Origin of the sequence: Pseudomonas palmensis, assembly GCF_017848315.1 — a bacterium.
In the GTDB taxonomy this organism is placed as follows: Bacteria; Pseudomonadota; Gammaproteobacteria; order Pseudomonadales; family Pseudomonadaceae; genus Aquipseudomonas; species Aquipseudomonas palmensis.
Genome location: NZ_JAFKEC010000007.1, coordinates 120,088 through 144,029, shown reverse-complemented (window position 1 = coordinate 144,029; position 23,942 = coordinate 120,088). Strand labels below are relative to the sequence as shown.

The 23,942-nt window shown below is 65.7% G+C and carries 22 protein-coding genes; 14 read left to right on the top strand and 8 right to left on the bottom strand.

Translation table 11 applies throughout. The features are described from left to right. Together JZZ72_RS06855 and JZZ72_RS06850 are read right to left on the bottom strand one after the other, a co-directional pair. Positions 1 to 582, bottom strand: a complete 582-nt coding sequence (locus tag JZZ72_RS06855; protein WP_043862116.1) for a YceI family protein — start codon at positions 580 to 582, stop codon at positions 1 to 3. 93 nt (positions 583 to 675) lie between these two features. Then, complete coding sequence (locus JZZ72_RS06850; protein ID WP_210014210.1) at positions 676 to 1,569, bottom strand: acyl-CoA dehydrogenase middle domain-containing protein; 894 nt, start codon at positions 1,567 to 1,569, stop codon at positions 676 to 678. A gap of 133 nt (positions 1,570 to 1,702) precedes the next feature. Here JZZ72_RS06850 and olsB point away from each other — a divergent pair, with 133 nt between their 5' ends. Both olsB and JZZ72_RS06840 read left to right on the top strand, forming a co-directional pair. Then, the gene (gene olsB / locus JZZ72_RS06845; protein ID WP_043862114.1) at positions 1,703 to 2,458 is read left to right on the top strand and encodes an L-ornithine N(alpha)-acyltransferase; all 756 of its coding nucleotides are present in this window, start codon (positions 1,703 to 1,705) and stop codon (positions 2,456 to 2,458) included. Continuing rightward, the gene (locus JZZ72_RS06840; protein WP_196932593.1) at positions 2,458 to 3,243 is read left to right on the top strand and encodes a lysophospholipid acyltransferase family protein; all 786 of its coding nucleotides are present in this window, start codon (positions 2,458 to 2,460) and stop codon (positions 3,241 to 3,243) included. The genes olsB and JZZ72_RS06840 overlap by 1 nt, the downstream gene beginning before the upstream one ends. On the opposite strand, the gene JZZ72_RS06835 is transcribed toward JZZ72_RS06840, so the two are convergent. Beyond that, positions 3,219 to 3,809, bottom strand: a complete 591-nt coding sequence (locus JZZ72_RS06835) for an acyl carrier protein phosphodiesterase (protein WP_043862112.1) — start codon at positions 3,807 to 3,809, stop codon at positions 3,219 to 3,221. The two genes, JZZ72_RS06840 and JZZ72_RS06835, sit on opposite strands and share 25 nt — an antisense overlap. 159 nt (positions 3,810 to 3,968) lie before the next feature. Here JZZ72_RS06835 and JZZ72_RS06830 point away from each other — a divergent pair, with 159 nt between their 5' ends. Genes JZZ72_RS06830 through JZZ72_RS06820 form a run of 3 tightly spaced genes read left to right on the top strand, consistent with a single transcriptional unit; the run spans position 3,969 to position 6,524 of the window. Beyond that, complete coding sequence (locus JZZ72_RS06830) at positions 3,969 to 4,271, top strand: ArsR/SmtB family transcription factor (protein WP_043862111.1); 303 nt, start codon at positions 3,969 to 3,971, stop codon at positions 4,269 to 4,271. Positions 4,272 to 4,284: 13 nt separating this feature from the next. Continuing rightward, complete coding sequence (locus JZZ72_RS06825) at positions 4,285 to 5,454, top strand: MFS transporter (protein WP_210014209.1); 1,170 nt, start codon at positions 4,285 to 4,287, stop codon at positions 5,452 to 5,454. Between the two features lie 20 nt (positions 5,455 to 5,474). Continuing rightward, positions 5,475 to 6,524, top strand: a complete 1,050-nt coding sequence (locus JZZ72_RS06820; protein ID WP_043862109.1) for an alkene reductase — start codon at positions 5,475 to 5,477, stop codon at positions 6,522 to 6,524. A 109-nt stretch (positions 6,525 to 6,633) separates the two neighbouring features. On the opposite strand, the gene JZZ72_RS06815 is transcribed toward JZZ72_RS06820, so the two are convergent. From JZZ72_RS06815 to JZZ72_RS06805, 3 genes are read right to left on the bottom strand one after another with little or no spacing between them, the layout of a single operon-like run. After that, complete coding sequence (locus tag JZZ72_RS06815) at positions 6,634 to 7,458, bottom strand: coiled-coil domain-containing protein (RefSeq protein ID WP_210014208.1); 825 nt, start codon at positions 7,456 to 7,458, stop codon at positions 6,634 to 6,636. 39 nt (positions 7,459 to 7,497) lie between these two features. Then, on the bottom strand, positions 7,498 to 8,493 hold the full coding sequence (locus tag JZZ72_RS06810; protein ID WP_210014207.1) for an NAD-dependent epimerase/dehydratase family protein: 996 nt from the start codon (positions 8,491 to 8,493) through the stop codon (positions 7,498 to 7,500). A 12-nt stretch (positions 8,494 to 8,505) separates the two neighbouring features. Beyond that, positions 8,506 to 9,432, bottom strand: a complete 927-nt coding sequence (locus tag JZZ72_RS06805) for a LysR family transcriptional regulator ArgP (protein WP_058540891.1) — start codon at positions 9,430 to 9,432, stop codon at positions 8,506 to 8,508. Between the two features lie 122 nt (positions 9,433 to 9,554). Here JZZ72_RS06805 and JZZ72_RS06800 point away from each other — a divergent pair, with 122 nt between their 5' ends. The 9 genes from JZZ72_RS06800 (at position 9,555) to JZZ72_RS06760 (ending at position 22,923) form a co-directional block, all read left to right on the top strand. Beyond that, the gene (locus JZZ72_RS06800; RefSeq protein ID WP_043862105.1) at positions 9,555 to 10,154 is read left to right on the top strand and encodes a LysE/ArgO family amino acid transporter; all 600 of its coding nucleotides are present in this window, start codon (positions 9,555 to 9,557) and stop codon (positions 10,152 to 10,154) included. A 186-nt stretch (positions 10,155 to 10,340) separates the two neighbouring features. Continuing rightward, positions 10,341 to 10,937, top strand: coding sequence for a superoxide dismutase (locus JZZ72_RS06795; RefSeq protein ID WP_210014206.1), 597 nt, complete (start codon positions 10,341 to 10,343; stop codon positions 10,935 to 10,937). Positions 10,938 to 11,231: 294 nt separating this feature from the next. Further along, entirely contained in the window at positions 11,232 to 13,283 is a 2,052-nt protein-coding gene (locus JZZ72_RS06790) for a putative bifunctional diguanylate cyclase/phosphodiesterase (protein WP_054914822.1), read from the top strand. Positions 13,284 to 13,427: 144 nt separating this feature from the next. Continuing rightward, complete coding sequence (locus tag JZZ72_RS06785; protein WP_043862102.1) at positions 13,428 to 14,759, top strand: imelysin family protein; 1,332 nt, start codon at positions 13,428 to 13,430, stop codon at positions 14,757 to 14,759. Positions 14,760 to 14,929: 170 nt separating this feature from the next. Further along, a complete protein-coding gene (locus tag JZZ72_RS06780; protein WP_210014205.1) occupies positions 14,930 to 16,357 on the top strand; it encodes a di-heme oxidoreductase family protein in 1,428 nt (475 codons plus the stop codon). Positions 16,358 to 16,371: 14 nt separating this feature from the next. Further along, positions 16,372 to 17,436, top strand: coding sequence for an imelysin family protein (locus JZZ72_RS06775; protein ID WP_210014204.1), 1,065 nt, complete (start codon positions 16,372 to 16,374; stop codon positions 17,434 to 17,436). Between the two features lie 2 nt (positions 17,437 to 17,438). Next, a complete protein-coding gene (locus JZZ72_RS06770; protein WP_078479534.1) occupies positions 17,439 to 18,536 on the top strand; it encodes a DUF1513 domain-containing protein in 1,098 nt (365 codons plus the stop codon). 174 nt (positions 18,537 to 18,710) lie between these two features. Then, positions 18,711 to 19,862, top strand: a complete 1,152-nt coding sequence (locus tag JZZ72_RS06765) for an efflux RND transporter periplasmic adaptor subunit (RefSeq protein ID WP_043862098.1) — start codon at positions 18,711 to 18,713, stop codon at positions 19,860 to 19,862. Positions 19,863 to 19,875: 13 nt separating this feature from the next. Continuing rightward, positions 19,876 to 22,923: a multidrug efflux RND transporter permease subunit gene (locus JZZ72_RS06760; RefSeq protein WP_054914825.1), complete on the top strand. Its 3,048-nt coding sequence runs from the start codon at positions 19,876 to 19,878 to the stop codon at positions 22,921 to 22,923. Between the two features lie 81 nt (positions 22,924 to 23,004). Here the strand turns inward: JZZ72_RS06760 and JZZ72_RS06755 are convergent, their stop codons facing one another. Both JZZ72_RS06755 and JZZ72_RS06750 read right to left on the bottom strand, forming a co-directional pair. Next, on the bottom strand, positions 23,005 to 23,232 hold the full coding sequence (locus JZZ72_RS06755; RefSeq protein ID WP_043862096.1) for a hypothetical protein: 228 nt from the start codon (positions 23,230 to 23,232) through the stop codon (positions 23,005 to 23,007). Then, on the bottom strand, positions 23,229 to 23,942 hold the full coding sequence (locus JZZ72_RS06750) for a lipopolysaccharide kinase InaA family protein (protein WP_043862095.1): 714 nt from the start codon (positions 23,940 to 23,942) through the stop codon (positions 23,229 to 23,231). The genes JZZ72_RS06755 and JZZ72_RS06750 overlap by 4 nt, the downstream gene beginning before the upstream one ends.

Below are 23,942 nucleotides of genomic sequence, written 5' to 3'. Positions count from 1 at the left end.
TCAGCGCGCCGTGAAGATCAGTACCGCACCCACCGGCACCGACAGGTTGATCGACTGCAGCCCGGCGAGCTTCTGCAACGTCTTGAGGCCGGGCAGCAGGTCGAAGTGATCGGCGCTCAGTACCAGCGGCTCCAGGGTCACCACCTGGAAACGCCGCTCGTCGAGCCGGGTGGCGAGCAGCTGCGCGTTGTAGCTGTGGGTCTTGCCGTGCAGGTTGACGGTCACCGGCAGGCGCAGTTCGACCTGGGCACCATTGGCCAGGTCGTTGATCGGACGCAGGTCGATCTGCGCCTGGATGGTCGCGTCGGGGTATTTGGCCACCTCGAACAGGTCGTTGCGCATGCGCTCGTCACGCAGCGGGATGCCGCTGCTGACCGAGTCCATCTCGATCTGCAGCTCGGCCGCACCCTTGCGATCGACCTTGCCATGCAGCACCAGAAAGCGATGCACCTCGGACACGTTGCCGTTCTTGCTGGTGATGAACGACAGGCGCGACGATTCGCCGTCCAGGTGCCAGTTGGCCTGGGCAGGCAGGCTCGCCAGGGCCAGCAGGGCGAGAGCGATTCGGGGCAGGCTGAACATGCAGGTTCCTGAAAGCGTAAAGCCGCCAACATTACCCGCCTGCCCGCACGGCAGCAAGCGACAGCCTGTGGCCATGCGGGCAGCCCGGCAACCTCAGGCCAGCCCGCTGCCGGCCCATGCCTTGGCCAGGCGCCTGGCCCGCGCCGCGCTGGCGATCTGCAGAATGCCCTGGTCGCGCTGCCACAGCTCGGCCCAGGGCCCCGGCGTGCTCGTCAGCGCCTGGTCGAGCTCGCCGCTCAGTTGCGAGAACTGCGCGAACAGGCCGCCCAGCAACAGGTGGAACGCCGCCGAATCGGCGCATTGCCGGCTGCCTTCGGCACACCCGGCCAGCAGCCCGATCAGGCGCAGCAAAAGCCCCTGCGGCCAGGCATTGGCGCGGCCTACCCCGTACAGCCAGGCGCTCAGGGCGCTCAGCACGTACAGGTCTTCCAGCGAGCGGAACGGCTTGACGTAGGCGTCCCAGCCGTCACCGGCCAGGCGTTCGCACAGGGCCTGTTCAAGGTGCAGGCGGGCATGCCCGACCTCAGGCATCAACGGCAGGCTCGGCAAGGGCTCCACGCGCACACCGGGCTCCCCCGGGTACACCACCGCCAGGCTCAGCCGAGGCGCCTGGCCCGGTGCTTCGCAGCGCGCCGCCACCAGCAGCCAGTCGGCGTCCGGCCCGGCGGTGACGAAGTCCTTGCTGCCGCTCAGGCGCAGCGTGTCGAGCGCCAGGCGCATGCCCATGTCGGCGGCGCGCACGCTGCGCCGCTCACTCGCACACAGGGCGCCGAGGCCCGCCGGGGCGCTGGGCCACAGCACGCGCAAGGCGGCCTGGTAGCCCACCAGAAACGCCAGCCCCGGGGTCGGCATGGCTTGCCCGCCCAGCACTGCCAGCTCGAACGGGCTGACCGTGCCGAGCTGCTCCAGCAGGCTGGCGTAGGTGTCGCCCAGGTTATCGGTTGCCAAGGGCGGAATGGGGTCGTTGAGTCGCTGCAGCCAGGCCATCGGCGTGCTCCTTGAGGGCTGTCATACAAGCATCACCAAAGCTTCATGGGGGTGACACCGCGTCTACCTAGGCTGAGCTTGCACAACATAGTCGACCGGCCGCAACCCCATGGCTGGCTTATGGAGACTCGCAATGACCCTGACTGCATGCCCTGGCGACACCCGTAACGAACGCCGTCTGCAGGCCGAGCGCCTGGTCGGCCCCGCCGCGCTGCACGAAGCCCAGGCATTGCGCTTTCGCGTGTTCAGCAGCGAATTCAAGGCCAGGCTCAAAGGCGCCGAACACGGGCTGGACATGGACGACTACGACATCCACTGCCAGCACATCGGCGTACGCGACCTCAACAGCGGGCACCTGGTGGCCACCACCCGCCTGCTCGACCACCAGGCCGCCAGCAGCCTGGGGCGCTTCTACAGCGAAGAGGAGTTCAGCCTGCATGGCCTGGGCCATCTGCAGGGTCCCATCCTTGAACTGGGGCGCACCTGCGTCGACCCGGCCTACCGCAACGGCGGCACCATCGCGGTGCTGTGGGGCGAGCTTGCCGAGGTACTCAACGAGGGCCGCTACAGCTACCTGATGGGGTGCGCCAGCATCCCCATGCAGGACGGCGGCGTGCAGGCCCACGCGATCATGCAACGCCTGCGCGAGCGCTACCTGTGCACCGAGCACCTGCGCGCCGAACCGAAGAACCCGCTGCCCAGCCTGGCACTGCCCGGCAACGTCATCGCCGAGATGCCGCCGCTGCTCAAGGCCTACATGCGCCTGGGCGCCAAGATCTGCGGCGAGCCGTGCTGGGACGAAGACTTCCAGGTGGCCGACGTGTTCATCCTGCTCAAGCGCGACGAGCTGTGCCCACGCTACGCCCGCCACTTCAAGGCGGCGGTGTGATGCAACGCCTGCGCGTGTATGCGCGAATCGTCCGGGTGCTGCTGGTGGTGCTGTTCGGGCTGGGCATGGCCAGCCTGTTCAGCCTGTACGAGCGCCTGCACCTGAGTACTCCCGACGACCGCCGCCAGCGCTGGTCGCAACTGTTCATGGCCCGGCTTGCCCGGGCCTTGCCGTTCAAGGTCACGGTGATCGGCAACCGCCCGCAGCAACCGATGCTGTGGGTCAGCAACCACGTGTCGTGGACCGACATTCCGCTGCTGGGCATGCTCGCGCCGATGTCGTTCCTGTCCAAGGCCGAGGTGCGCCAGTGGCCGGTAGCCGGCTGGCTCGCGCTCAAGGCCGGCACCCTGTTCATCCGCCGCGGTGGCGGCGACAGCCAGTTGCTGCGCCAGCAGATCGCGCGGCACCTGCAACAGGCCTGCCCGGTGCTGATCTTCCCCGAAGGCACCACCACCGACGGGCGCAGCCTGCGCACCTTCCACGGGCGCCTGCTGGCCAGCGCAATCGACACCGCCACGCCCGTGCAACCGGTGGCCGTGCGCTACCTGCGGGGCGGCAAGCCCGACCCCATCGCGCCGTTCGTGGGCGATGACGACCTGCTCTCGCACCTGCTGCGCCTGTTTGCCCACGACTGTGGCGAGGTGCAGATCCACCTGCTGGCACCCATCCAGAGCGCCGGCCAGGAACGTGCGTCACTGGCGTTCAATGCCCAGTTGGCGATCCACACGGCGTTGTTCGGCGCCCAGCCGGTGGCCCAGCCTCAGCGCCGCGCCAAGGCGGCCTGAGCGTCGGCCGCAAAGCCCTGCAGTTCGGGGTAGAAGTGGCGAAAGTCTTCCATCAGCGGGCCGTACAGCGCCTGTACCTCCTGCATCGCGCCTGCCATACCCTCGGGGCGTGACAGGCGCCGGGCGATACCGTTGAACACCTGTTCAAGCACCGCGAACTCGCGGTACGAGCCCAACCAGTCGTCCGCCGCCATGTACGGCGCAATCTGCGCCAGGCGCCCGGGCAGCTCGGGCTCGGCCGCCAGCACCTGGTACACGCGCCCGGTGAACTGGCTCAGCGGCTGCCGGGCATAGTCGTGCCAGTGCAGCGCCAGGCAGTGGTCGAAAAACACATCGAGGATGATCCCGGCATAACGGCGCCGCTCACGCGGAAAACGCGCCAGCGCCGCCAGTACCCGCGGGTGGCTGTCGGTGTACACGTCGATCTGGCGGTGCAGGCGGATGGCGGCTTCCAGCGGCTGGGCAAAGCGCCCCTGCAACGGCCCCTTGACGAAGTCGCCGTACAGGCTGCCGAGCAGTTGTTCGGGCTGCTGGCCGCCCAGGTGAAGGTGTGCGAGGTAGTTCATAGGCCGCAGTCTAGCACCGCTTGCCCGCTTGAATATCGTTATAACCCGATATAGCGATTCATGCGCACGACAGAACCAAATCATATTTGTATATCGCGAAATACCGATTTATATTTCGCCCCATCGCGATATAACGCTATACCCACCACGAGCCCACCCATGCCTCTTGATCTCGACGAAATAATAAAAGCCCTGGCCCACCCAGTACGGCGAGAAATCCTGAACTGGTTGAAAGACCCGCAAGCCTGCTTCCCTGACCAGCACCACAGCACCGAACACGGTGTGTGCGCCGGGCAGATCGACCAACGCTGCGGCCTGTCGCAGTCCACGGTCTCGGCCCACCTGGCCACCTTGCAGCGCGCGGGGCTGATCAGCAGCCAGAAGATTGGCCAGTGGCACTTCTTCAAACGCAACGAGGAAACCATCCAGGCCTTCCTCCAGCAGATGAGCCAAGAGCTCTGACAAGGACCTTGCAATGCCCCTTTCGCTGTTGATCCTGGCGCTGAGCGCCTTCGCCATCGGTACCACCGAGTTCGTCATCATGGGCCTGCTGCCGGATGTGGCAAGCGACCTGGGTGTGTCGATCCCCGGTGCCGGCTGGCTGGTGACCGGCTACGCGCTGGGCGTGGCCATCGGCGCGCCGTTCATGGCCCTGGCCACCGCCCGGCTGCCGCGCAAGGCCGCACTGGTGGCGCTGATGGGGGTGTTCATCATCGGCAACCTGCTGTGCGCCCTGGCCACCGACTACAACGTGCTGATGTTTGCCCGCGTGATCACCGCGCTGTGCCACGGCGCCTTCTTCGGCATCGGTTCGGTGGTGGCGGCCAACCTGGTTCCGGCCAACCGCCGCGCTTCAGCCGTGGCGCTGATGTTCACCGGCCTGACCCTGGCCAACGTGCTGGGCGTGCCACTGGGTACCGCGCTGGGCCAGGTGTACGGCTGGCGCTCGACGTTCTGGGCAGTGACCGTGATCGGCGTGATCGCGCTGATCGGCCTGATCCGCTTCCTGCCGATCAAGCGCGACGAAGAGAAACTCGACATGCGTGCCGAGCTGGCTGCGCTCAAGGGCGCCGGCATCTGGCTGTCGCTGTCGATGACCGTGCTGTTCTCGGCCTCGATGTTCGCCCTGTTCACCTATGTGGCGCCGTTGCTGGGTGATGTCACCGGCGTGTCGCCGCGCGGCGTGACCTGGACCCTGCTGTTGATCGGCCTGGGCCTGACCCTGGGCAACATCCTGGGCGGCAAGCTGGCCGATCGTCGCCTGGCCGCCACCCTGATGGGCGTGTTCGCCGCCATGGCGGTCATCTCCACCGCGCTGAGCTGGACCAGTACCGCGCTGATTCCGGCCGAGATCACCCTGTTCCTCTGGGCCACCGCCGCGTTCGCCGCCGTGCCGGCCCTGCAGGTCAACGTGGTGAGCTTCGGCAGGGCGGCACCGAACCTGGTGTCGACCCTGAACATCGGTGCCTTCAACCTGGGCAATGCGCTGGGCGCCTGGGTCGGCGGCACCGTGATCGACCAGGGCCTGGGCCTGACCCGCGTGCCCCTGGCGGCAGCGGCGCTGGCCGTGCTGGCCCTGATTGTCACCCTTATCACATTCAGCCAGGGCGGCAACAACGCCGACCTGGCACCTGCCACTCACTGATTGCCACGAGGTTCACGCACATGACAACGCTATTCGACCCGATCACCCTTGGCGACCTCGAGTTGCCCAACCGCATCATCATGGCCCCGCTGACCCGCTGCCGGGCCGACGAAGGCCGCGTACCCAACGCGCTGATGGCCGAGTACTACGTACAGCGCGCCAGCGCCGGGCTGATTCTCAGCGAGGCCACCTCGGTGACCCCGCTGGGCGTGGGCTACCCCGACACACCGGGCATCTGGAGCAACGACCAGGTGCGTGGCTGGACCAACGTGACCAAAGCGCTGCACGGTGCTGGCGGGCGCATCTTCCTGCAACTGTGGCACGTGGGACGCATTTCGCACCCGCTGTACCTGAACGGCGAAACGCCGGTTGCGCCGAGCGCGGTGCAGCCCAAGGGGCATGTGAGCCTGGTGCGCCCGATCACCGAATTCGTCACCCCGCGCGCGCTGGAAACCGAGGAAATCGCCGACATCATCGAGGCCTACCGCGTCGGTGCCGAGAACGCCAAGGCGGCCGGCTTCGACGGTGTGGAGCTGCATGCGGCCAACGGCTACCTGATCGACCAGTTCCTGCAGAGCAGCACCAACCAGCGCACCGACGAGTACGGTGGCTCGCTGGAGAACCGTGCACGGCTGCTGCTGGAAGCGACCGATGCGCTCATCGACGTGTGGGGCGCGCAACGCGTAGGCGTGCACCTGTCGCCACGGGCCGACCTGCACGACATGGGCGATGCCAACCTGACCGAGACGTTCACCTACGTGGCGCGGGAGCTCGGCAAACGTGGCATCGCCTTCATCTGTGCGCGTGAGCGAGTGGCCGAAGACAGCATCGGGCCGTTGCTCAAAGAGGCGTTTGGCGGGCCGTACATCGCCAACGAACGCTTCGACAAGGCCAGTGCGAATGCTGCCATTGCCAACGGCACGGCCGATGCGGTGGCCTTCGGCGTGCCGTTCATTGCCAACCCCGACCTGCCGGCACGGCTGCAAGCGGATGCACCGCTGAACGAGCCACGGCCTGACACGTTCTACTCCAAGGGCCCGGTCGGGTACATCGATTACCCGGTGATGTAAGCGTCGGCTCTGTCGCGGGTCAAGCCCGCTCCCACAAGGGTATCGGTGGTGTGCAGACAGCCACTGTACCGGTGGGAGCGGGCTTGACCCGCGATAGGTTCACAGCGGATCAGGGCTTGGCGTTGATCTGCCGCTGCAGGTTCTGCACCTGGCTCTGCAAGGTGGTGATATTGCGGGTCACCTGCCCGCGAAACGCATCGAACTCCGCCGTCGAGGCACCCGCCCCGGCAGCCGCCGCCGGGCGATTCTCCTGCTCGCTCTTGAGCACGATCAGGTCCTGCTCCAGGCGCTGGATCGCCGCCCCCGGATCCCCCTGTTTCTTCAGTGCGGCAACCTCCGTCGACAGGCTCTTGAGCTGCGCATCGACCTTGCCGGTATCAGCCTGCGCCGCCTTCACCGCCGCCAGCTCCGTGGCCACGGCCTTGAGTTGCGCCTGCAACTGGGCATTGGTTGCCTGCTGCTCGCCAACCTGCGCCAGGGCCTGCTCCAGCCGCTTGCCCAGGTCCCCCTGCTGCCCGGCTACGCCCTGCTGCTGCTTGCTCTGCTCGGCGAGGCTGGCCTGCAACTGCTTTATCTGCAGCTTCAGTGCCTCGCTGCCGGTGCTGACGCTCGACTCGCTGGCCGCCACCTTGCCGCTGATGTCCTGCAGGCGCCCGGCAGCTTCTTCACTGATGCGCGCAAAGCTTTCCTGGGTGGCCACCAGTTGCTGCTCCATCAGCGAAATCTGCTGGAAGCTCCACCAGCCAAGCCCGGCCAGGGCGATGAACGAAGCGCCCACCAGCGCCCACAACGGCCCGGTGGCCGCCGGCTTGCGCGGTTTGCCGCGCACGGCGGCCACCCGTGCACCTGGCGCCGGGGCAAAGTCGTCATCATCGCGACCGCCGGCCTTGAGGCTGGGTACATCATCGAAATCGTCGTGAGCATCGTTGCGCATGGATCAACCGCCGTGAGTGCAAATGAGCGCCAGTATAAGTCAGTGGCCGCCGTGCTGGGCCTTCCACCAGCCGCAGAATTCATCCAGCGCCGCCCACACGCTGACCTGCGGGCGGTAGTCCAGTTGCTGGCGGGCGCGGCTGATGTCCAGGGTGAAATCCTTGTTCATCACCTGCACCGCCAGGCGCGACAGGGTCGGTTGCGGACGGCCCGGCCACAGCAGGCAGGCCCCCTCGTTCAGCGCGCCCAGGCTGTAGGCCAGGCCACTGGAGCGGTAGCGCGTGACCTGGGGCAGGTCCATGCGCCGCATCACGTAATTGATCACGTCCCACAGCGGCAGCGGGTGGCCGTTGCTGATGTTGTAGGCCTGCCCGAGCGCGTCGTTGCCGGCCAGCACCGCGTTGATCAGCGCCTCGTTGAGGTTCTGCACGCTGGTGAAGTCGACCTTGTTCAAGCCGTTGCCGATGATCGCCAGACGGCGTTTCTGCTGCATCTTGAGCAGGCGCGGGAAGATGCTCACATCCCCTGCCCCGGTGACGAAGCGCGGGCGCAGGGCCAGCACTTCCAGGCCGAACTCCTGGGCACCGAAAACCTTCTGCTCGGCCAGGTACTTGGTGGTCGCGTAGGCATCGTGCAGGCGCCGCGGCACCTGCTCTTCGGTCACCCCCAGGCGCGAGCGCCCGTTCCAGTAGATCGACGGCGAGGACAGGTGCACCAGGCGACGAACGTGTTCCTTCAGGCACGCCTCCACCACGTTCTCGGTGACCACCACGTTGCCCTGGTGAAAGTCCTGGTAGCGTCCCCAGTTGCCCACCGCACCGGCGCAGTGCACCACGGTTTCGACGCCCTGGCAGACCCGCCGGGCCAGCTCCGGGTCGCCCAGGTCCCCCGGAATGAACTGGGCGCCGCGGCGCACCAGGTGCTCGACGCCTTCGGCCCGCCGGCCATTGACCCGTACCTCCATGCCCTGCTCCAGGGCAAAGCGTGCAAAGCGCCCGCCAATGAAGCCGCTTGCGCCGGTGACCAGAATTCGCATGAAGCACTCCGCCTACTTGTTTGCAGATGATGCAGACGCCGGCAAACCCGACCACGGCACCAACCAGCTGCTGGCGCTGCGCCGCAGGTGGTCGGTGAGTTGGCCGAGCAATTGCCCGCCATTGCGCCAATGATGCCAGTACAGCGGCACATCGATCGGCTTATCCGCCAGAATTTCCACCAGTTGCCCGCTGGCCAGTTGCGCCTGGGCCTGCAATTCGGGCACCAGGCCCCAACCCACGCCGGCCTCGGTCATGCGCAGAAAGCCCTCCGAAGACGGGCACAGGTGATGCAGGAATGCACCATCGATACCCAGCGACGCCAGGTAGCGATGCTGCAGAAAATCGTCCGGGCCGAACACCACGGCCGGGGTGCGGGCCAGACGCGCCACCTCTACCCCCTGGGGAAAGTGGCGCGCCATGAAGTCGGGGCTGGCCAGCGCACGGTAGCGCATGGCGCCGAGCAGCTCGCTGCGCGCCCCGGCAACCGGTCGCTCGCTGGCGCACAGGCAGGCCGCCACTTCGCCAGCGCGCATGCGCTTGAGGCCCACCTCCTGGTCTTCCACCACCAGCTCCAGCAGCACCCGCTCCTGCGCACAGAACGCCCCGACCGCCGCCGCCCACCAGGTGGCCAGGCTGTCGGCGTTGAGCGCTACCCGCAGACGCTCGGGCTGACCGCCATCGTCCAGCGCCGGCACCTGATGCTGCAGGTCGCGCTCGAGCAGGCGCACCTGCTGTACATGGTTGAGCAGGCGCTTGCCGATCTCGGTGGGCGCTGGTGGCGCGGCGCGTACCAGCACCGGCTGGCCGACGCGCGCCTCCAGCAGCTTGATACGTTGCGAAATGGCCGATTGCGACAGCCCGAGCAACTGTGCGCCCCGCTCGAAACCGCCCTGCTCGATCACCGCCGCCAGGGCGGAAAGCAACTTGTAGTCGAACATCAGTTTCCCTAATGCCGGATGAGGTTTATTGGTTTTTCTTATACGCCCACTGTCCGCACAATAGCCAGCGATCCCCCCTGTATTTTCGGCAGCCCGTGTGGCTGCTTCGCGGAGCACCTCCCATGTGGCAAAGCTACCTCAACGGCCTGCTGGTCGCCTTCGGGCTGATCATGGCCATCGGCACCCAGAACGCCTTCGTGCTGGCGCAGAGCCTGCGCCGTGAGCACCACCTGCCGGTCGCGGCACTGTGCGTGTTCTGTGATGCGGTGCTGGTGGCGCTTGGCGTGTTCGGTCTGGCCACGGTGCTGGCGCAGAACCCGACCCTGCTGGCGGTCGCGCGCTGGGGTGGGGTGGTGTTTCTGCTGTGGTATGGCAGCAAGGCGCTGATCCGCGCCTGCTCCAGCCAGAGCCTGGAGCAGGGCGAGGGCCTGGGTCAGCGTTCGCGTCGCGCGGTGTTGCTCAGTGCCCTGGCGGTGACCCTGCTCAACCCCCACGTGTACCTGGATACCGTGTTGCTGATCGGCTCGCTGGGTGCGCAGCAAAGCGTGCCGGGTGCCTACGTGGCGGGTGCGGCCAGTGCCTCGCTGCTGTGGTTCTTCACCCTGGCGCTGGGTGCGGCCTGGTTGGCGCCGTGGCTGGCCCGGCCTGGCACCTGGCGCCTGCTGGACCTGATGGTGGCGGTGATGATGTTTGCGGTGGCGTTGCAACTGGCGCTGGGCTGACCCGTTCGTCAGGTGTCGGCAAAGGCTCTGGAACCTCTATTCCATACACTTGTTGCGTGGTTTAGGTCAGGGCCCGGTGCTATGATCCCGAATCTGCGTCGCAAAGAGTAAAAACTCGCCGATGCATTCCGGCCGCCCGTGATCGGCCTTGCGCTCACCGCAACAGACCTGATTAGGAGAATCACCATGGCTTTTGAATTGCCGCCGCTGCCTTACGCACACGATGCCCTGCAGCCGCACATTTCCAAGGAAACCCTGGAATACCACCACGACAAGCACCACAACACCTACGTCGTGAACCTGAACAACCTGGTGCCAGGCACCGAGTTCGAAGGCAAGACCCTGGAAGAGATCGTCAAGACTTCTTCGGGCGGTATCTTCAACAACGCCGCTCAGGTCTGGAACCACACCTTCTACTGGAACTGCCTGGCGCCAAACGCTGGTGGCCAGCCTACCGGTGCGCTGGCTGAAGCCATCAACGCCGCGTTCGGTTCGTTCGACAAGTTCAAGGAAGAGTTCACCAAGACGTCGGTTGGCACCTTCGGTTCTGGTTGGGGCTGGCTGGTCAAGAAAGCTGACGGCTCCCTGGCGCTGGCCAGCACCATCGGTGCGGGCAACCCGCTGACCAGCGGTGACACCCCGCTGCTGACCTGCGACGTGTGGGAGCATGCCTACTACATCGACTACCGTAACGTGCGTCCGAAGTATGTCGAGGCGTTCTGGAACCTGGTCAACTGGAAGTTCGTGGCTGAGCAGTTCGAAGGCAAGACCTTCACTGCATAAGTGCTGCTTCTGAAAAAACCCGGCTCAGGCCGGGTTTTTTTATGCCGAAAAAGCGGCAAAGAGCAAAACCCCGCCCACCAACCTTTTTTAACCAATTTCACCAACACCCTCTCTTGCTGCCCCCCCATACCGCGCTAACATCAATCGTTGGGAAACTTGTCGTACATCGCTCAAGTCGCAAGGCCGGGCAACCGATACAGTGACCGCTGGATCATGAATCCTGCCAACGGCCGATAGTGGATTGCCACAGATGATGGCAAAATGATGCCATGCGCATGGATTAAGGAAACCCCATTGAAGCTGGAACTCAAAAACAGCTTGTCGGTCAAGTTGCTCAGAGTGGTCCTGCTCTCGGCACTGGCCGTGGGCGTGGTACTCAGCTGTGCGCAGATCGTCTTCGATGCCTACAAGACCCGTCAGGCTGTCGCCAACGACGCCCAGCGAATCCTCGACATGTTCCGCGACCCTTCCACCCAGGCCGTATACAGCCTGGACCGCGAAATGGGCATGCAGGTCATCGAGGGGCTGTTCCAGGATGAGTCCGTGCGCATGGCCTCCATCGGTCACCCCAACGAAACCATGCTGGCAGAAAAGTCGCGCCCTCTGCAGGAACTGCCGACCCGCTGGCTCACCGACCTGATCCTCGGCCAGGAACGCACCTACACCACCCAGCTCGTCGGCCGCGCGCCCTACAGCGAATACTACGGCGACCTGAGCATCACCCTCGATACCGGCGCCTACGGCCAGGGCTTCGTGGTCAATTCGGTGATCATCTTCATTGCCGGCGTGCTCCGCGCCCTGGCCATGGGGCTGGTGCTGTACCTGGTCTATCACTGGCTGCTGACCAAGCCACTGTCCAAGCTCATCGAGAACCTCACTCAGATCAACCCCGACCGCCCCAGCCAGCATCAGCTGCCGCTGCTCAAGGGCCACGAGAAGAACGAACTCGGTCTGTGGGTGAACACCGCCAACCAACTGCTGGCGTCCATCGAACGCAATACCCACCTGCGCCACGAGGCCGAGAACAGCCTGCTGCGCATGGCCCAGTACGACTTTCTCACCGGCCTGCCCAACCGCCAGCAACTGCAACAGCAACTGGACAAGATCCTGGTCGATGCCGGGCGCCTGCAGCGCCGGGTTGCGGTGCTGTGCGTAGGCCTGGACGACTTCAAGGGCATCAACGAACAATTCAGCTACCAGGCCGGCGACCAGTTGCTGCTGGCCCTGGCCGACCGCCTGCGTGCCCACAGCGGTCGCCTGGGTGCCCTCGCCCGCCTGGGCGGCGACCAGTTCGCGCTGGTGCAGGCCGACATCGAACAACCCTACGAGGCTGCCGAGCTGGCCCAGAGCATTCTCGATGACCTGGAAGCGCCATTCGCCCTGGACCATCAGGAGATCCGACTGCGCGCCACCATCGGCATCACCCTGTTCCCCGAAGACGGCGACAGCACCGAGAAGCTGCTGCAAAAGGCCGAACAGACCATGACCCTGGCCAAGAGCCGTTCGCGCAACCGCTATCAGTTCTACATCGCCAGCGTCGACAGCGAGATGCGCCGGCGCCGCGAGCTGGAAAAGGACCTGCGCGAAGCCCTGCCGCGCAATCAGCTGTACCTGGTTTACCAACCGCAGATCAGCTACCGCGACCACCGCGTGGTGGGCGTCGAGGCGCTGCTGCGCTGGCAGCACCCGGAGCTGGGCATGGTTCCGCCCGATCAGTTCATACCGCTGGCCGAACAGAACGGCAACATCATCGTGATCGGCGAATGGGTGCTCGACCAGGCCTGCCGGCAACTGCGCGAATGGCACGACCAGGGCTTCAGCGACCTGCGCATGGCAGTCAACCTGTCGACCGTGCAACTGCACCACAGCGAGCTGCCCCGGGTGGTCAACAACCTGCTGCAGATCTACCGCCTGCCGCCGCGCAGCCTGGAACTGGAAGTGACCGAGACCGGCCTGATGGAAGACATCAGCACTGCCGCCCAGCACCTGCTGAGCCTGCGCCGCTCCGGCGCGCTGATCGCGATCGACGACTTCGGCACCGGCTACTCCTCGCTCAGCTACCTCAAGTCGCTGCCGCTGGACAAGATCAAGATCGACAAGAGCTTCGTGCAGGACCTGCTCGACGATGACGACGACGCCACCATCGTTCGCGCGATCATCCAGCTGGGCAAGAGCCTGGGCATGCAGGTGATCGCCGAGGGCGTGGAAACCGCCGAGCAGGAAGCCTACATCATTGCCCAGGGCTGTCATGAAGGTCAGGGCTACCACTACAGCAAGCCGCTGCCGGCACGCGAGCTGACCGCCTTCCTCAAAGCAGCGCAACGCAACCAGGTATCGATTCTGTGAGTGACGCTGCCGCCAAGGGCAGCGTGAACAGCATTTGAATTTTTACGTGGCAACCTCTTTACAGAAAATGCATATCTTTCGCATTATGTTGCACCTTTGCGTGCGGCTGCACGCCTGTTCAACCTCTCGACGCAGGAATAGCCCATGATTCGTATGCCTCTGGCCACCGCCAGTCTGCTGGCCATTGCCATCTCCCTCGCCGGCTGCGGCGATGACAAGGACAAGGCCGCCGCACCACAGGCCGCCGCACCTGCTGCCGCCAGCACCACCCAGGCGTCCGGGGCCGTCGACGAAGCCGCCGCCCAGGCGGTGGTCAAGCACTACGCCGAGATGGTGTATGCCGTGTACAGCGACTCGCTGAGCACCGCCAAGACCCTGCAGACCGCAGTCGATGCCTTCCTTGCCAAGCCCGACGCCGACACCCTGGCCGCCGCCAGGACTGCCTGGGTAGCCGCCCGTGTACCGTACCTGCAGAGCGAAGTGTTCCGCTTCGGCAACACCATCATCGACGACTGGGAAGGTCAGGTGAACGCCTGGCCGCTGGACGAAGGCCTGATCGACTACGTCGACAAGAGCTATGAACACGCCCTGGGCAACCCGGCCGCCACCGCCAACATCATCGCCAACACCGAGATCCAGGTGGGCGAAGACAAGGTCGACGTCAAGGACCTGACCCCCGAGAAGCTGGCCAGCCTGAACGAGCTGGGCGGTTCGGAAGCCAACGTCGCCACCGGCTACCACGCCATCGAATTCCTGCTGTGGGGCCAGGACCTCAACGGCACCGGCCCGGGCGCCGGCAACCGCCCTGCCTCGGACTACCTGCAAGGCGAAGGCGCCACGGGCGGCCACAACGAGCGTCGTCGTGCCTACCTCAAGGCCGTGACCCAGCTGCTGGTCAACGACCTGGAAGAAATGGTCGGCAACTGGAAGCCGGCAGTGGCCGACAACTATCGCGCCACCCTGGAGGCAGAACCTGTCGCCAACGGCCTGCGCAAGATGCTGTTCGGCATGGGCAGCCTGTCGCTGGGCGAACTGGCGGGCGAGCGCATGAAGGTCTCGCTGGAAGCCAACTCGCCTGAGGACGAGCAGGACTGCTTCAGCGACAACACCCACTACTCGCACTTCTACGACGCCAAGGGTATCCGCAACGTCTACCTGGGCGAGTACACCCGCACCGACGGCACCAAGCTGAGCGGCCCGAGCCTGTCGTCGCTGGTGGCCAAGGTCGATCCGGCCACCGACAACACCCTGAAGGCCGATCTGGAAGCCACCGAGGCGAAGATCCAGGTGATGGTCGACCACGCCCTCAAGGGTGAGCACTACGACCAGTTGATCGCTGCCGACAACGCTGCGGGCAACCAGATCGTGCGTGACGCCATCGCCGCGCTGGTCAAGCAGACCGGTGCCATCGAACAGGCTGCGGGCAAACTGGGCATCACCGACCTGAACCCGGACACCGCTGACCACGAGTTCTGAGTGGTAGCGTGCTGAAACAGAGGCGGCCTTCGGGTCGCCTTTTTTTTGTGGGACCTCTTCGCTGGAAGCTGAAGCAGATTTCATCCAGCAAACGCAAATCCCTCTTATTCATATCCCCCGCGCCTGCTAAGCTTGCACGCCGGTTTTACGCTAGCCATTCAGGATTCTCGATGCCCGCTCCGCTTCACCGCGCCCTTCCCCTGCTATTGGCCCTGGCCCTGAGCGCCTGTGACGACGCCCCGCGTTTCACCAAGGCCGAACCTGGCGAGGCGCGTGCCGGTGGCAGCACCACCGTGAACAAGCGCGACCGCAACGCCTACTCCATGCCCTCGGCCAACCTCACCCCGAGCCAGCGCCTGGACTTCAGCGTGGGCAACAGCTTCTTCCGCAGCCCGTGGGTGATCGCCCCGTCCACCACCACCGCACGCGATGGCCTGGGCCCGCTGTTCAACACCAACGCCTGCCAGAACTGCCATATTCGCGACGGGCGCGGGCACCCGCCCGCAGAGGGCGCCAAAAACGCGGTATCGATGCTGGTGCGCCTGTCGATCCCCGACCAGCCCGAATACGCCAAGGTCATCGAGCAACTGGGCATCGTGCCCGAGCCGGTCTATGGCGGGCAGTTGCAGGACATGGCCGTGCCCGGCGTGGCCCCCGAGGGCAAGGTGCGGGTCAGCTACACCCCGGTGAACGTCACCTTCAAGGACGGCACCCAGGTCGAACTGCGCAAGCCGCAGCTGCAGATCACCCAGCTTGGCTACGGCCCGATGCACCCCGACACACGCTTCTCGGCACGCGTCGCGCCGCCGATGATCGGCCTGGGCCTGCTCGAGGCCATCCCTGATGAGGCCATCCTGGCCAACGCCGACCCCGAGGGGCGCAACGGCACCGGCATTCGTGGCCGGCCCAACCTGGTATGGGACGACGCCCAGGGCAAGCAGGTACTTGGCCGCTTCGGCTGGAAGGCCGGGCAACCCAACCTCAACCAGCAGAACGCCCATGCGTTCTCCAGCGACATGGGCCTGACCAGCAGCCTGGTGCCGCGCGACGACTGCACCCCGGCGCAGCTCGATTGCCTGGCCCAGCCCAATGGCAACGGCGCCGATGGCGAGCAGGAGGTCAGCGACAATATCCTGCGCCTGGTGCTGTTCTACACCCGCAACCTGGCGGTGCCGGTACGCAAGGACGTCGATTCGCCCCAGGTGCTGGCTGGCAAGAACCTGTTCTTCCAGGCCGGCTGCCAGGGCTGCCACACCCCCACATTCACCACCTCGGCCAATGCCGCCGAGCCGGAGCTGGCCAACCAGACCATCCGCCCCTACAGCGACCTGTTGCTGCACGACATGGGCCCGGGGCTGGCCGACAACCGCAGCGAATTCGCCGCCGGTGGCCAGGACTGGCGCACCGCGCCGCTGTGGGGCATCGGCCTGAACCAGACCGTCAGTGGCCATACCCAGTTTCTGCATGACGGGCGCGCCCGCAACCTGCTCGAGGCCGTGCTCTGGCACGGCGGCGAAGCCGAGCCTGCGCGCCAGCACGTCTTGACCTTCAATGCCGAGCAACGCGACGCGTTGCTGGCGTTCCTGAACTCACTCTAGAGAAGGAGCCGGACATGTTCCGTCCCAAGCTGTTGTTCACCAGCCTCGCCGCCATCGCCCTGGGCGCCTGCTCGCCGCAGGACCCGCAGGCCGTGACCTCTGCCGCGATCGCCAAGCAGGTGATCCTGCCGACCTACAGCCGCTGGGTCGAAGCCGACCGCCAGCTGGCCGTCAGCGCCCTGGCCTTCTGCGAAGGCAAGGCCGACCTGGCCACCGCACGCGCCGACTTCCTGCACGCACAAAAAGCCTGGGCCGAGTTGCAACCGCTGCTGATCGGCCCGCTGGCCGAGGGCAACCGCGCCTGGCAGGTGCAGTTCTGGCCCGACAAGAAGAACCTGGTGGGCCGTCAGGTCGAGCAACTGGTCAACGGCGACAAGCCGGTGGGTGCCGAGACCGTGGCCAAGTCCAGCGTCGTGGTGCGCGGCCTGTCGGCCTACGAGTACATCCTGTTCGACAGCAAGCCGGACGTCGCCACCGCCGAACAGAAGGCCCGCTACTGCCCGCTGCTGGTGGCCATCGGCGAACACCAGAAGAACCTCGCCGAAGAGATCCTCAAGGGCTGGAACAGCACCGACGGCATGCTGGCGCAGATGACCAAGTTCCCCAACCAGCGCTACGCCGACTCCCATGAGGCGATCGCCGACCTGCTGCGCGCCCAGGTCACCGCGCTGGACACCCTGAAGAAGAAGCTCGGCACGCCGATGGGTCGCCTGAGCAAGGGCATCCCGCAGCCGCTGCAGGCTGAAGCCTGGCGCAGCCACTCCTCGCTCAAGAGCCTGGAAGCCAGCCTGATCGCCGCCCAGACCGTGTGGGTCGGGGTCGACAACCAGGGCCTGCGCGGCCTGCTGGGCAAGGACCAGAAGGCCCTGGCCGACAAGATCGACGCGGCCTATGCTGATGCCCTCAAGCAACTGAAGGCGATCGACCGGCCCCTGGGCGAAATGCTCCAGGACGATGCCGGCCGCGAGCAACTGAACGCCTTCTACGACAGCCTGAACGTGGTTCACCGCCTGCATGAAGGTGAACTGGCCAAGGCGCTGAACATCCAGCTGGGCTTCAATGCCAACGACGGTGACTGATCATGTTGCGACGCCAGGCCCTCAAACTCGGTAGCGTGCTGCTCAGCGCCCTGACCCTGGGTGGCTGGACCCTGTGGCGCAGCAAGGGCCAGCAGCCGCTGCTGCTGTCGGCCCGTGACGATGCCGACGGCAAGCACTATGCCGTGGGCTATCGCCTGGACGGCACCCAGGTGTTCGCCACCCAGGTCGGCCTGCGCTGCCACGACATCATCAACCACCCCGAGCGGCCGATCGCGCTGTTCGTGGCGCGCCGCCCCGGCACCGAGAGCTACCTGATCGACCTGCGCGACGGGCGTCTGCTGCAGACCCTGGCCTCGCAGCCGAACCGGCACTTCTATGGCCACGCGGTGATCCACAAGGGCGGCGAATGGCTGTACGCCACCGAGAACGACACCACCGATCCGGGCCGTGGCGTGCTGGGTGTGTACCGCTTCGAAGGCGAACGCCTGGCCCATCATTCGGAAATCCCGACCCACGGCATCGGCCCGCACCAGGTGTCGTGGCTGCCTGACGGCGAGACCCTGGTGGTGGCCAATGGCGGTATCCGCACCGAAGCCGAGAGCCGGGTGGAGATGAACCTGGATGCGATGCAGCCCAGCCTGGTGCTGATGCAGCGCGACGGCACCCTGCTGAGCAAGGAAACCCTGAGCCAGCAGATGAACAGCGTGCGCCACCTGGCGATTGCCGACGACGGCACCGTGCTGGCGTGCCAGCAGTTCATGGGCGGCTCGGAAGAAACCGCCGAATTGCTGGCGATCAAGCGTCCGGGGCAGCCGTTCGTGGCCTTCCCGGTGCCGGAGCGCCAGTTGCAGTCCATGGCCCAGTACACCGCCAGCGTGGCGGTGCACAGCGAGCTGCGACTGGTGGCGATGACCGCGCCACGGGCCAACCGCCTGTTCATCTGGGACCTGGACAGTGCCGAGGTGAAGCTGGATGCGCCGATGCCGGACTGCGCGGGCGTGGGCGCAGTGGCCGATGGCTTTGTGGTGACCTCCGGGCAAGGGCGTTGCCGGCTGTACGACTGCCGCAAGGCAGCGCTGGTGGGGCAACCGCTGCAACTGCCTTCGGGGTTGTGGGACAACCATCTGCACCTGATCTGATATAGCAATCGCGGGTCAAGCCCGCTCCCACAGGGAACACCTGGAACCTTGTGGGAGCGGGCTTGACCCGCGATGACGTCGGTACAGACAACATAAAATATACCGAACCAGCACACCGCCCCCTGCGCCGCGACCGACTAGACTTGCGCAACAACGCTTCCAGGGAGCTGGTCCATGCTGCGCCGTCGCATGCTCATCATGCTGGGTATCGTCCTGCTGCTGGTGCTGGCCCTGGGCGGCTACAAGGGTTTGTCCATCTACCGCCAGATCCAGCAGTTCTCCGCGCCCAAGCCGCCGGTCAGCGTCGCCGCCGCCGAGGCGCGCGAGCAGCCCTGGCAAAGCCGCCTGCCCGCCGTGGGCAGCCTCAAGGCCCTGCAAGGGGTGGACCTGAGCCTGGAGATCGCCGGCACGGTCAAGGCCCTGCACTTCGAATCCGGCCAGCAGGTCAAGGCCGGGCAACTGCTGCTGCAGCTGGACAGCGACGTGGAGACGGCCCTGCTCGGCACCGCCCAGGCCGACCTCGGGCTGGCCCAGGTGGATTATCAGCGAGGCAGCCAGCTGGTCGGCAGCCAGGCCATCTCCAAGGGCGAATTCGACCGCCTGCGCGCCCAACTGCTGCGCAACCAGGCGGTAGTGGCGCAACTCAAGGCATCCCTGGCGAAAAAGAGCATCAACGCGCCGTTCACCGGCACCATCGGTATCCGCCAGGTCGACCTGGGCAGCTACCTGGCCAGCGGCACTGTGATCGCCACCCTGCAGGACCTGAGCAGCCTGTATGTCGACTTCTTCGTGCCGGAACAGGCGCTGCCCAACCTCAGCCTCGGCCAGCAGGCGCTGGTCTCGGTGGCCGCCTACCCGCATCGCAGCTTCACCGCCACCCTCAGCGCGATCAACCCCAAGGTCGACGACACCACCCGCAACCTGCAGGTGCGCGCCACCCTGGCCAACCCCGACGGCACGTTGCTGCCGGGCATGTTCGCCAGCCTGCAGGTGTTGCTGCCCAACCCGCGCAACGCGGTGGTGGTGCCGCAGAGCGCCGTCACCTACACCCTCTATGGCAACTCGGTGTATGTCGCCGTGCCGCAAAAGTCCGAAGACGGCAAGGTGCAGACCACGGCCGATGGCCAGCCGCAACTGATCGCCGAGCGGCGCTTCGTCGAGACCGGCGAGCGCCGCGACGGCCTGGTGGTGATCGCCAAGGGCCTCACGCCCGGCGAAACGGTGGTCACCGCCGGCCAGTTGAAGCTGACCCAGGGCGCTGCCGTCACCCTGAGCGCCGACAAGACCCTGCAAGCCGAACCGACCAGCCAGCCCGGCGCCGACTGACCAAGGAACCGCCATGGCCTTTACCGACCCGTTCATCCGTCGCCCGGTGCTGGCCAGCGTGGTCAGCCTGCTGATCGTGCTGCTGGGGTTCCAGGCCTGGAGCAAACTGCCGATCCGCCAGTACCCGCAGATGGAAAACGCCCTGATCACGGTGACCACCGCTTACCCAGGGGCCAACGCCGAAACCATCCAGGGCTACATCACCCAGCCCCTGCAGCAGAGCCTGGCCAGTGCCGAAGGCATTGACTACATGACCTCGGTGAGCCGGCAGAATTTTTCGGTGATCTCGATCTACGCGCGCATCGGCTCCGACAGCGACCGGCTGTTCACCGAGCTGCTGGCCAAGGCCAACGAGGTCAAGAACAAGCTGCCCCAGGACGCCGAGGACCCGGTGCTGAGCAAGGAGGCCGCCGATGCCTCGGCGCTGATGTACATCAGCTTCTACAGCAAGGAGCTGAGCAACCCGCAGATCACCGACTACCTGTCGCGGGTGATCCAGCCCAAGCTCGCCACCCTGCCCGGCATGGCCGAAGCCGAGATTCTCGGCAACCAGGTGTTCGCCATGCGCCTGTGGATCGACCCGGTGAAGCTGGCCGGCTACGGCCTGAGCGCCGGCGATGTGACTGCCGCGGTGCGCCGCTACAACTTCCTGTCCGCCGCCGGCGAGGTCAAGGGCCAGTACGTGGTCACCAGCATCAACGCCACCACCGAACTCAAGTCGGCCGAAGCCTTCGCCGCCATCCCGCTCAAGACCAAGGGCGACAGCCGCGTGCTGCTGGGCGATGTGGCACGGGTGGAGATGGGCGCGGAGAACTACGACACGGTCAGCTCGTTCGACGGCACGCCGTCGGTGTACATCGGCATCAAGGCCACCCCGGCCGCCAACCCGCTGGACGTGATCAAGGAGGTGCGCAAGCTGATGCCGGAGCTGGAAGCGCAGTTGCCGCCCAACCTCAAGGCCTCCATCGCCTATGACGCCACGCTGTTCATCCAGGCCTCCATCGACGAGGTGGTCAAGACCCTGGTCGAGGCGGTGCTGATCGTGATCGTGGTGGTGTTCCTGTTTCTCGGCGCGCTGCGCTCGGTGCTGATCCCGGTGATCACCATCCCGCTGTCGATGATCGGCGTGCTGTTCTTCATGCAATTGATGGGCTACTCGCTGAACCTGTTGACGCTGCTGGCGATGGTGTTGGCCATCGGCCTGGTGGTGGACGATGCGATCGTGGTGGTGGAGAACATCCACCGCCATATCGAGGAGGGCAAGACGCCGTTCGACGCCGCGCTGGAAGGCGCCCGGGAGATCGCCATGCCGGTGGTCTCGATGACCATCACCCTGGCGGCGGTGTACGCCCCCATCGGTTTCCTGGAGGGCCTCACCGGGGCCCTGTTCAAGGAGTTCGCCCTGACCCTGGCCGGGGCCGTGGTGATTTCCGGCATCGTCGCGCTGACCCTGTCGCCGATGATGTGTGCCCTGCTGCTGCGCCCGGAGCAGAACCCCAGCGGCCTGGCCCATCGTCTCGACCAACTGTTCGAGCGGCTCAAGCGCCGCTACCAGACGCTTTTGCACGGCACCCTCGAGACCCGGCCGGTGGTGATTGTGTTCGCCCTGATCGTGCTGTGCCTGATCCCGGTGTTTCTGATGTTCAGCAAGAACGAGCTGGCCCCGGACGAAGACCAGGGCATCATCTTCATGATGGCCACCGCCCCGCAACCGGCCAACCTCGATTACCTGAACGCCTACACCGACGAGTTCATCACGATCTTCAAGTCATTCCCCGAGTACTACTCCTCGTTCCAGATCAACGGCTTCAACGGCGTGCAATCGGGCATCGGCGGCTTTCTGCTCAAGCCGTGGAACCAGCGCAGCCGCACCCAGATGGAGTTGCTGCCCGAGGTGCAGGCCAAGCTGGCGACCATCAGCGGCCTGCAGATCTTCGGCTTCAACCTGCCCTCCCTGCCGGGCACCGGCGAAGGCCTGCCATTCGCCTTCGTGATCAACACGCCGAATGACTACGTGTCGTTGCTGGAAGTGGCGCAGCGGGTCAAGGACCGCGCCCAGGCCTCGGGCAAGTTCGCCTTCCTGGACATCGACCTGGCATTCGACAAGCCGGAGGTGGTGGTGGATATCGACCGGGCCAAGGCGGCGCAGATGGGGGTGTCGATGGATGCCCTGGGCGGCACCCTGGCCACGCTGCTGGGCGAGGCCGAGATCAACCGCTTCACCATCGAGGGGCGCAGCTACAAGGTGATCGCCCAGGTCGAGCAGGCCTACCGCGACAACCCCGGCTGGCTGAACAACTACTACGTGAAGAACGAGCAGGGCCGGATGCTGCCCCTGTCGACCCTGATCAGCGTCAGCGACCGCGCGCGGCCGCGCCAGCTCAACCAGTTCCAGCAGCTGAACTCGGCGATCATCCAGGGCTTCCCGCTGGTGAGCATGGGCGAGGCCCTGGAGACGGTGCGCAGCATCGCCCAGCAGGAGGCACCGGCAGGCTTCGCCTTCGACTACAGCGGGCAGGCACGTCAGTTCGTGCAGGAAGGCAGTGCGCTGTGGGTGACCTTCGGCCTGGCACTGGCGATCATCTTTCTGGTGCTGGCGGCGCAGTTCGAGAGTTTCCGCGACCCGCTGGTGATCCTGGTGACGGTGCCCCTGTCGATCTGTGGAGCATTGATCCCGCTGTTTCTGGGGTGGTCGAGCATGAACATCTACACCCAGGTGGGGCTGGTGACGCTGATCGGGCTGATCAGCAAGCACGGCATCCTGATCGTCGAGTTCGCCAACCAGTTGCGCCTGCACAAGGGGCTGACTGCGCGGGATGCCGTAGAGGAAGCGGCAGCGATACGCCTGCGGCCGGTGCTGATGACCACGGCGGCGATGGTATTCGGCATGGTGCCGCTGATACTGGCGACGGGCGCCGGGGCGGTGAGTCGGTTCGACATCGGCATGGTGATCGCCACCGGGATGTCGGTGGGCACGCTGTTCACGTTGTTCGTGTTGCCGTGCGTGTACACGTTGCTGGCCAGGAAGGAAATGCCAAGTACGGCGCTGGAATCGAGTTGAACGCATCGCGGGTCAAGCCCGCTCCCGCAAGGATCACTGCAACCCTGTGGGAGCGGGCTTGACCCGCGCCGATACACTTCATCACCCGTTGGAGCGCAGCCCCCGGCTCATGCCGAACAGGAACAACAGCAGGTCATGGTCCGGTTGCGCCGTGACGACCGGCTTGGCCGTCCGCGGCAGCGGGCACTGCGCGCCCAGGTCGATGGAACTGAGCACCTGCGGACGCGGCTCCTCCCACGCGGCGAAAGCCACCGAAGCCACCGCCAACGCCACAAGCAGAAACAAACCTCGTGCTATTTCTAGTTTCATTGCTCTAAACCTTTGACAGCGCTGCCAAACGCCACTTCGTAAAAGTAGAGCAACTTCTTCCAGTCCGCATCGTTCCACGACGAATGGCGGCGCAGTTGCTTCAGGTCATTGGCGGCCGCACGCTGGCAGCTGATGCGCCGGCGGCACTTCTCCAGGTCCAGCAAGGCGACCTCGGCACGCGCATCCGCGCCCTCGCCGGTCACCTTCACGAAAATATGCTTGCTGTACAGGCAGCCATGCTGCCAGTGCCCGCGGTGCATGCGCGCCAGGTTGCCGGCCAGGTCCTCGAGCACCCGGTCGTGCAGCGCCTCGCCGTGCTGCTCGCGCCCGCCGCCGGCGTACCACAGGTCGATCTCCTCGAAACCATCCAGCGCCTCGCTGACCAGCAGCGCCCGCCACTGGTGCTGGGCATCGCGCTCCACGCCGCAATAGACGATATGCGGCACCCGCACGCCCAACTGCTCGAAACTGCTCAGGGCAGCGAACTCACGCAATACCGTGGGGCGACCGAAGGGGTGCAGCAGGCTGCGGTAGATATGCCCGACCTGGCGCTTGGCATACAGCAGATGGCCCGTCTCGTCGCTCAGGCGCTGCACGCCGCTTTCGCCGCCACGCCGCTGGTTGGGTGCCTCCACCCACTCGCCCTGGCGCTGCCAGAAGTAATCGAATTGATCCGAGACCGCCGTACCGCCCGTTCCTTCCACAGCCAT

What these genes read in the sequence shown, in the direction of transcription:
- JZZ72_RS06855 (WP_043862116.1), bottom strand. Translation starts at nt 582, where the DNA reads ATGTTCAGCCTGCCCCGAATCGCTCTCGCCCTGCTGGCCCTGGCGAGC.
- JZZ72_RS06850 (WP_210014210.1), bottom strand. Translation starts at nt 1,569, where the DNA reads ATGGCCTGGCTGCAGCGACTCAACGACCCCATTCCGCCCTTGGCAACC.
- olsB (WP_043862114.1), top strand. Translation starts at nt 1,703, where the DNA reads ATGACCCTGACTGCATGCCCTGGCGACACCCGTAACGAACGCCGTCTG.
- JZZ72_RS06840 (WP_196932593.1), top strand. Translation starts at nt 2,458, where the DNA reads ATGCAACGCCTGCGCGTGTATGCGCGAATCGTCCGGGTGCTGCTGGTG.
- JZZ72_RS06835 (WP_043862112.1), bottom strand. Translation starts at nt 3,809, where the DNA reads ATGAACTACCTCGCACACCTTCACCTGGGCGGCCAGCAGCCCGAACAA.
- JZZ72_RS06830 (WP_043862111.1), top strand. Translation starts at nt 3,969, where the DNA reads ATGCCTCTTGATCTCGACGAAATAATAAAAGCCCTGGCCCACCCAGTA.
- JZZ72_RS06825 (WP_210014209.1), top strand. Translation starts at nt 4,285, where the DNA reads ATGCCCCTTTCGCTGTTGATCCTGGCGCTGAGCGCCTTCGCCATCGGT.
- JZZ72_RS06820 (WP_043862109.1), top strand. Translation starts at nt 5,475, where the DNA reads ATGACAACGCTATTCGACCCGATCACCCTTGGCGACCTCGAGTTGCCC.
- JZZ72_RS06815 (WP_210014208.1), bottom strand. Translation starts at nt 7,458, where the DNA reads ATGCGCAACGATGCTCACGACGATTTCGATGATGTACCCAGCCTCAAG.
- JZZ72_RS06810 (WP_210014207.1), bottom strand. Translation starts at nt 8,493, where the DNA reads ATGCGAATTCTGGTCACCGGCGCAAGCGGCTTCATTGGCGGGCGCTTT.
- JZZ72_RS06805 (WP_058540891.1), bottom strand. Translation starts at nt 9,432, where the DNA reads ATGTTCGACTACAAGTTGCTTTCCGCCCTGGCGGCGGTGATCGAGCAG.
- JZZ72_RS06800 (WP_043862105.1), top strand. Translation starts at nt 9,555, where the DNA reads ATGTGGCAAAGCTACCTCAACGGCCTGCTGGTCGCCTTCGGGCTGATC.
- JZZ72_RS06795 (WP_210014206.1), top strand. Translation starts at nt 10,341, where the DNA reads ATGGCTTTTGAATTGCCGCCGCTGCCTTACGCACACGATGCCCTGCAG.
- JZZ72_RS06785 (WP_043862102.1), top strand. Translation starts at nt 13,428, where the DNA reads ATGATTCGTATGCCTCTGGCCACCGCCAGTCTGCTGGCCATTGCCATC.
- JZZ72_RS06780 (WP_210014205.1), top strand. Translation starts at nt 14,930, where the DNA reads ATGCCCGCTCCGCTTCACCGCGCCCTTCCCCTGCTATTGGCCCTGGCC.
- JZZ72_RS06775 (WP_210014204.1), top strand. Translation starts at nt 16,372, where the DNA reads ATGTTCCGTCCCAAGCTGTTGTTCACCAGCCTCGCCGCCATCGCCCTG.
- JZZ72_RS06770 (WP_078479534.1), top strand. Translation starts at nt 17,439, where the DNA reads ATGTTGCGACGCCAGGCCCTCAAACTCGGTAGCGTGCTGCTCAGCGCC.
- JZZ72_RS06765 (WP_043862098.1), top strand. Translation starts at nt 18,711, where the DNA reads ATGCTGCGCCGTCGCATGCTCATCATGCTGGGTATCGTCCTGCTGCTG.
- JZZ72_RS06760 (WP_054914825.1), top strand. Translation starts at nt 19,876, where the DNA reads ATGGCCTTTACCGACCCGTTCATCCGTCGCCCGGTGCTGGCCAGCGTG.
- JZZ72_RS06755 (WP_043862096.1), bottom strand. Translation starts at nt 23,232, where the DNA reads ATGAAACTAGAAATAGCACGAGGTTTGTTTCTGCTTGTGGCGTTGGCG.
- JZZ72_RS06750 (WP_043862095.1), bottom strand. Translation starts at nt 23,942, where the DNA reads ATGGCTGTGGAAGGAACGGGCGGTACGGCGGTCTCGGATCAATTCGAT.